At 68.2% G+C, this 6,374-nt stretch carries 9 protein-coding genes; 5 read left to right on the forward strand and 4 right to left on the reverse strand.

The window, feature by feature from the left end; all coding sequences use genetic code 11:
• Positions 1 to 349: Hsp20 family protein (locus V7702_RS16275; protein WP_335651131.1), on the reverse strand; the 349-nt coding region annotated here is incomplete at its 3' end.
• Between the two features lie 223 nt (positions 350 to 572).
• On the opposite strand from V7702_RS16275, the gene V7702_RS16280 reads away from it, so the two are divergent.
• Together V7702_RS16280 and V7702_RS16285 are read left to right on the forward strand one after the other, a co-directional pair.
• On the forward strand, positions 573 to 1,418 hold the full coding sequence (locus V7702_RS16280; RefSeq protein ID WP_335651132.1) for a class I SAM-dependent methyltransferase: 846 nt from the start codon (positions 573 to 575) through the stop codon (positions 1,416 to 1,418).
• 36 nt (positions 1,419 to 1,454) lie between these two features.
• Positions 1,455 to 2,300 carry a class I SAM-dependent methyltransferase gene (locus V7702_RS16285; protein ID WP_335651133.1) on the forward strand — a complete coding sequence of 282 codons (846 nt, stop codon included), beginning with the start codon at positions 1,455 to 1,457 and terminating at the stop codon, positions 2,298 to 2,300.
• 5 nt (positions 2,301 to 2,305) lie between these two features.
• Here V7702_RS16285 and V7702_RS16290 read toward each other — a convergent pair whose 3' ends face one another.
• Positions 2,306 to 2,917: an MSMEG_1061 family FMN-dependent PPOX-type flavoprotein gene (locus V7702_RS16290; protein WP_335651134.1), complete on the reverse strand. Its 612-nt coding sequence runs from the start codon at positions 2,915 to 2,917 to the stop codon at positions 2,306 to 2,308.
• Positions 2,918 to 3,044: 127 nt separating this feature from the next.
• Between V7702_RS16290 and V7702_RS16295 the strand changes: the two genes are divergently transcribed.
• Both V7702_RS16295 and V7702_RS16300 read left to right on the forward strand, forming a co-directional pair.
• Positions 3,045 to 3,353: an SCP2 sterol-binding domain-containing protein gene (locus V7702_RS16295; protein WP_300575799.1), complete on the forward strand. Its 309-nt coding sequence runs from the start codon at positions 3,045 to 3,047 to the stop codon at positions 3,351 to 3,353.
• Positions 3,354 to 3,381: 28 nt separating this feature from the next.
• Positions 3,382 to 4,353: an alpha/beta hydrolase gene (locus V7702_RS16300; RefSeq protein ID WP_335651135.1), complete on the forward strand. Its 972-nt coding sequence runs from the start codon at positions 3,382 to 3,384 to the stop codon at positions 4,351 to 4,353.
• Here V7702_RS16300 and hisN read toward each other — a convergent pair.
• Both hisN and V7702_RS16310 read right to left on the reverse strand, forming a co-directional pair.
• Positions 4,328 to 5,152, reverse strand: a complete 825-nt coding sequence (gene hisN / locus V7702_RS16305; RefSeq protein ID WP_335651136.1) for a histidinol-phosphatase — start codon at positions 5,150 to 5,152, stop codon at positions 4,328 to 4,330. The two genes, V7702_RS16300 and hisN, sit on opposite strands and share 26 nt — an antisense overlap.
• A gap of 84 nt (positions 5,153 to 5,236) precedes the next feature.
• Complete coding sequence (locus V7702_RS16310) at positions 5,237 to 5,617, reverse strand: helix-turn-helix domain-containing protein (protein ID WP_335651137.1); 381 nt, start codon at positions 5,615 to 5,617, stop codon at positions 5,237 to 5,239.
• A 133-nt stretch (positions 5,618 to 5,750) separates the two neighbouring features.
• On the opposite strand from V7702_RS16310, the gene V7702_RS16315 reads away from it, so the two are divergent.
• On the forward strand, positions 5,751 to 6,374 hold a 624-nt coding region (locus tag V7702_RS16315; protein ID WP_442958428.1), incomplete at its 3' end, for a lysophospholipid acyltransferase family protein.

The following is a 6,374-nucleotide window of genomic DNA, read 5'->3' on the forward strand; positions in this document are numbered from 1 at the left end:
GCAGGCCGTCGGACAAGGCCGCCTCGGTCACCACCACATAGTCGGCCAGCTGGAACCGGCGCTCGAAGTCGCGCTCGGCCAGGCCACGATGCAGGAAGCGTCGGGCTTCCTCATTGGCGGCCTTGCGGCCCTGCACGGTGAGGAGGTTTTCCTTCACCTCGATGGCGAGTTCCTCGGCCCGGAAGCCGGCCACCGCGATCTCGATGCGGTAGTCGTTTTCGCCGGTCCGTTCGATGTTGTAGGGCGGATAGCCGGTGGCGGCGTCGGCCGCGGCGGTTTCCAGAAGGCCCGCCAGGCGGTCGAAACCGACGACGGAGCGGTAGAGCGGGGAAAAATCAAGCGTGCGCATGTGCGTCACATCCTTCTTGGCTAAGCAAGGTTGCGTTCAAATGCGACCTGCGACGAGCCCGAAGGCCTCGTCAGCGGCCGGAAGGCCCGGAAATCCAGCACCTTCGTGAAAGGATTTGGGGTGGGTCTCACCAGTTTCAAGGCCTCGATCGCCTCGCGCCCTTGCCAGATCGGCTCGCGCCTCTAGGGTCACCGCCTCAATCGACTTGCCGGAGCTCCAGACCATGTTTCACGACAAGTTCCCCGCCCTCATCGCCGGCGCGCTCGGCGCCCTCATCCTCGGCTCGGCCGCCCAGGCGCAGGACGCCGTTCTGCGCGAGGTGATCGCCGGCCAGCAACGGAGCGAGGCCCACCAGGCCCGCGACGCCGCCCGCAACCCCTATGACAGCCTGGCCTTCTGGGGACTCAAGCCCGGCCAGACGGTGGTGGAGATCTCGCCTGGCAGCGGCTACTGGACCGAAATCCTGGCGCCCTACGCTCTGAAGACCGACGGGACCTATGTGGCCGGCGTCGCCGACCTCGACGATCCCGCGCTTTCCGACGGCGCCCGCAAGGGCCGCGAGGCCTTCGCCGCCAAGTATGACGACGCCGCGGTGTTTGGCGAGATCGCCTACGCCGGTTTCGGCGCCTCGTCCAAGCCCCTGGGCGAGCCCGGCTCGGCCGATATCGTCCTGACCGCCCGCAACATCCACAACTGGATGTGGCGCGAGGGGATGCTCGACAAGGCCCTCGCCGATTTCTACGCCGTGCTGAAGCCCGGCGGCGTCCTGGCCGTGGAGGAGCACCGATCCGACCCGCGGCCCCAGGTGGAAGAGGCCCGGGACGGCTATGTGGCCACCGCTGTCGTCGTCGCCGCGGCGGAGAAGGCCGGTTTCGAGCTCGCCGAATCCAGCGAGATCAACGCCAACCCCAAGGACACCAAGGACCACCCCTTCGGCGTCTGGACCCTGCCGCCCGTGCGCCAGAGCGCGGCCCGCGGCGAGACCGTCAGCCCTGACTTCGACCGCGCCAAGTATGATGCGATCGGCGAGAGCGACCGCATGACGCTGCGCTTCGTGAAGCCGTCCTGATCCGTGCCGTCGTCGTTCCTATCGCGACGGGGTCTGATGCTCTCCGGCCTTGCGGCCGGCGGCATGGCCCTGGCGGGTTGCAGCCGAGGCGATGAGGCGGGCGATCCGCCTGTCCCGGCCTCGGCCATGACCCTGGAAGAGGCTGTCGCCGGCGGATGGCGCGACCCGCAGGACGTGACCCGCGACCCCGCCCGCCACCCGGCGGAAACCCTCAACTTCTTCGGCCTGAAGCCTGGGATGACCGTGGTCGAGATGTGGCCCGGGGCAGGCTGGTACACCGACATCCTCGCGCCTTTCCTGGCGGCCTCGAACGGCAAGCTCTATGCGGCCAACCTGCAGCCCAACGACCCCGCCGCCATCGAGGTGGTGGAAGCCTATCGCGCCAAGCTGCGGGCGCGGCCAAGGCTCTATGGGGATGTGGAGATCACCGCCTTCGGGGCCACCAGCGGCCCGATGGCGCCCGAGGGCTCGGCCGATCTGGTGCTGACCGCGCGCAACATCCACAACTGGATGGCCGCCGGCATTGTCGACAAGGCCTTCGCCGACGCCTTCGCGGCGCTCAAGCCCGGTGGCGTCTTCGGGGTGGTGGAGCATCGCGCCGCCCCCGGCGGCGTGCAGGATCCGGCCGCCGGCGACGGCTATGTGGAGCAGGCCTATGTGGCGCGCCTTGGCCAGGAGGCGGGCTTCCTGCTCGACCAGGCCAGCGAGATCAACGCCAATCCCCGGGACACCAAGGACCATCCGTTCGGCGTCTGGACCCTACCGCCGGTGCGGCGCACCTCGGCCCGGGGCGAGCCCGCCGATCCGGACTTCGACAGCGGCCCCTATGATGCGATCGGAGAGAGCGACCGCATGACGCTGAGGTTCATCAAACCCACCTGAGGCGCTCAGAGCACCTTTCGGTAGCTTTCGATGATCTGCTCGTTGCTGACGGGCAGCTTGCCGAGGTTCAGCTGGTCGGAGACCATTTCGGCGCCGCTGGGCAGGGCGCTGCGGTCCAGCTGCGCCTCGGGGTCCCAGAGCCGGCCGCGCATGATCGCCTTGGGACAGTGGAGGAAGGTCTCTTCCACCGCGATCATCAACACCAGCCGGGGCAGGCGGCCGAACTCCTCGAAGCTCGCCAGCAGGTCGGCGTCGTCGGTGGCGCTGGCGCGGCCATTGACGCGATAGACGTCGTCGAAGCCGGGGATCATGAACATCATCCCGACCCGGCCCTCGCCGGCCAGCAGATTGCGCAGGGTGTCCAGGCGGTTGTTGCCTGGCCGGTCGGGCAGGAAGAGGGTCTTGCCGTCCTCGCTCACGTGGACGAAGCCCGGCTCGCCGCCCCGGGGCGAGACGTCGAGCGCCCCGTCGGGGCCGGCCGAGCTGACGACGCAGAAGGTCGAGTGCTCGATGAAGGCGCGGCCGTGGCGTTCCACATGGTCCAGCACCTTGTCCAACACCACCTGGCCTGGAGCCCGGTAGATGGCGTCGAGGTCGGCGAGGGCGAGCTTGCGCATCTGAGCGTCTTCCCTTTTAAGAATTATTCGCAACATCCTGACCCATTCGCCGTCGCCTGTCACGGGGCGCCGCCCGGTTTACTTCGAGGCTGGCGCAGGCCAAGCTCCGCGGCCTCACGGAGACCCGATGGCTACGATCGAACAGCTCACCGCCCGCATCGCCCAGACGCTGGAGGCCGGCGAGCCGCTGCCCCATGTGGTCAAGATCGATCTGAAGGGCGCGGGCTTCATCCATATCGCCGGCGACCAGGTGACCAATCAGGACGCCCCGGCCGATCTGGTGGTCACCATCAGCCTGGACGACATCGTCGCCCTGGGCCGGCGTCGCCTCGATCCCATGACTGCCCTGATGAGCCGACGGATGCGGATGTCCGACATGGGCTTGGCCATGTCCATGCAGTCGAAGATCCAGGCCCTGTTCGCCCAAGCCGCCTGAACCCCGAGTCGCCTGAAAGAAGCCGCCGATGTCCGAGTCCGCTCCCCTGACCGCGATCCCCACGGCCCCGGCGCCAGACGGCGGGGCGGCGGAGTGGGTCTTGGGCCACAAGGGGGCGCGGCTGCGTGCGGCCCTGTTCCCGGCCAAGGGCGAGGTCCGAGGATCGGTGGTGCTGAGCGGCGGGCGCACCGAGCCCATAGAGAAGTACTTCGAGGTTATCGACGACCTGACGGGCCGCGGCTTCGTGGTGCTGGCCCATGACTGGCGGGGGCAGGGCCTCTCCCACCGCGACCTCGCCGACGATCGGCTCAAGGGGCACGCCGACGGCTTTGAGCCTTTTCTGGCCGACTATGACGCCCTGCTGGCGCAGTTCGAGGCCCGCCTGCCCAAGCCGTGGATCGCCATGGGCCACTCCATGGGCGGCTGCCTGACCCTGCTGGCCCTGGCCAAGGGGCAGGCCGACCGGTTCGCCGGGGCCATCCTGTCGGCCCCGATGCTGGGCGTGCGGGTGGGACGCTATCCCAAGGCGGTGCGCCTGCTGGTGGGGATGAACCGCCTGATGGGCCGCGCCGGCGGCTATTGCATGGGCGATCCCGGCAAGCCGTTCGACGACACCTTCGACGACAATGTCCTGACCCACGACCGGACGCGGTTTGCGCGCGCGCGGGCCCAGATCGCCGCCAATCGCGACCTGGCGCTGGGAGCGCCCACCTGGGGGTGGCTGGACTTCGCCCTGCGCGCCGCTGATTTCTTTGCGCGGCCCGCCAATCTGGCCTCGGTGACGATCCCGGTGGTCATCTGCCAGGCCGAGCAGGAAAAGCTGGTGGACAACGAGGCCCAGGATCATGTGGCCCGCAGCCTGCCCGACGGGCGGCTGGTGGTGGTCAAGGGCGCCCTGCACGAGATCCTGATGGAGACCGACGCACGGCGCGCCGTCTTCTGGACCGAGTTCGACGCGCTGGTGGCGGAAGTGACTAGATCGTCTTCGCCGAGCGTTTGAGGGCCACGAGGGCCTCGTCCAGGCAGGCCCGGTCGCCGGCGATCACCACCTGGCCGCCTGAGTTCCCCACAGGCTGGCCGCGCCAGTCGGTGACCAGGCCGCCGGCGCCCTCGATCACCGGAATGGCGGCCTCGATGTCCCAGGACTTCAGGCCGGCCTCGATCACCATATCCATCGCGCCGGCCGCCACCATCGCATAGGCGTAGGCGTCGAGGCCCAGGCGGGCCAGGCGGGAGGCCGCCCGCACCTGCGTCCACGCCCCGAGTTCAGCCCCGTTGAAGCAGGCCTCGGGATCGGTGGTGGAGATGGTGGCGTCGGTGAGCTTGGGGCAGGGTCGCACCTTCAGCGGTCGCGAGGTCCCGCGCGACACCAGGCGCGAGCCCCCGGCATGGCCCACATAGACCTCGTCCAGATAGGGCTGGCCGATGGAACCCAAAATGGGACGCCCCTGATGGCGAAGGCCGATCAGCACGCACCAGAGGGGCAGGCCGGAGATGAAGGACCTTGTGCCGTCGATGGGGTCCAGGACCCAGACGAATTCGGCGTCAGGCCGGTCCTCGCCATATTCCTCGCCGATCACCCCATGCTCGGGAAAGCGTTCGGCGATCAGTTTGCGGATCGCCGTCTCGGCCCCGCGGTCGGCGGCCGTGACCGGGTCGAAGGCGTTGAGCCCCGGCGGGCCGCCCTTGTTCTCCAGGCCATGGTTGGCGCGGAAGAGGGGCAAGGCCACCGTGGCTGCGGCTTGGTTCAGCTCGAGGATCAGATCTTCGAGCGCGGTCAGGCGATCAGGGCTGAGCATGCCTGATCGTTTAGCCCGCCGCGCGGCGCAGCGAAATCCCGCAACCGCGCGGCAAGATTTAGAGTTTCAGGCTCCAGGACGGGTTCAGCCGTGCTCGCTGTCGCCGTTCAAGGACTTCGCCAGGTCGAGAAGCCGCCGGCGGGGCCGTTCGCCGAGCTGGTAGTAGGCCTTGATGAGATCCATGGTCTCCTTGCTGGCCAGCACTTCGCCGCCAGCGTCGCAGGCGTCGGCGCGTTCCTGCGCCGCGGCCGAGAGACCGTCGTAGAAGTAGGCCACGGGGACTTCCAGGGCCTCGGAGAGTTGCCAGAGACGAGCGGCCGAAATGCGATTGGCGCCGCACTCGTACTTCTGAATCTGCTGAAATCTAACACCGCACGCGCCGGCCAACTGCTGCTGGGTCAGACCCAGGAGGCGACGACGACGACGGAGACGCTTACCCAGGTGGACATCGATTTCGTTACCCATGTCTCTTTCCCCCTCACGGTTAAGAGCCGAACCCGTCCCGAAGGGGGACGGCATGGGCCAAGCTCGGCAAGTCGCGCGCCAAGCGACCCTGGTTCGCGTTGCACGAAGCGCTACGGCGAGACTAGAGAAGGGCATGGCGCGTGCGCGATCATCCCCCGGCGGGCGACTGGCCCAGGACCTGGCCTGGCGGCTGGAGGCCCTGGCCTATGACGCGGTCACCCTGCTGGCGCGGGCCTTTCCGGTCGATACGGTTTCAGACTTCGGGGCGGCGCTTCTCCGGCGTCTCGGCCCGCTGACCAGCGCTCATCAGGTGGTGCTGCGCAATCTCAGGATCGCCTTTCCCGACCTGTCGCCCGAAGCGATCGACGCCCTGGCCGACGACCAGTGGGTCCAGACGGGGAGGACCTTCGCGGAATTTCCCATAATCGACCGCATCGTGGCGGCCGGCGACCGGATCGAGATCGTCAACGGCGAGCGCTTGGCCGAGATCGCACGTACGGGCGAGCCGGTGGTGTTCGTCTCTGGCCACCTATCCAACTGGGAGATCATGCCCGCGGTGATCGCCCATTCCGGCGTCGTCTGTCACATGACCTATCGGGCGGCGAACAATCCCTATTTCGACAAGCGCATCCGCGAGAACCGGTTCCGCTATGGGGTTCGCCTGTTCGCGCCCAAGGGCGGGGATGGGGCTCGCGAGGTGCTGGAGGCCCTGGGGCGTGGGGAGTCCGTGGCCCTGATGAACGATCAGAAGTTCAAT

Origin of the sequence: Phenylobacterium sp., from assembly GCF_036963605.1 — a bacterium.
Classification (GTDB): Bacteria; Pseudomonadota; Alphaproteobacteria; order Caulobacterales; family Caulobacteraceae; genus Phenylobacterium.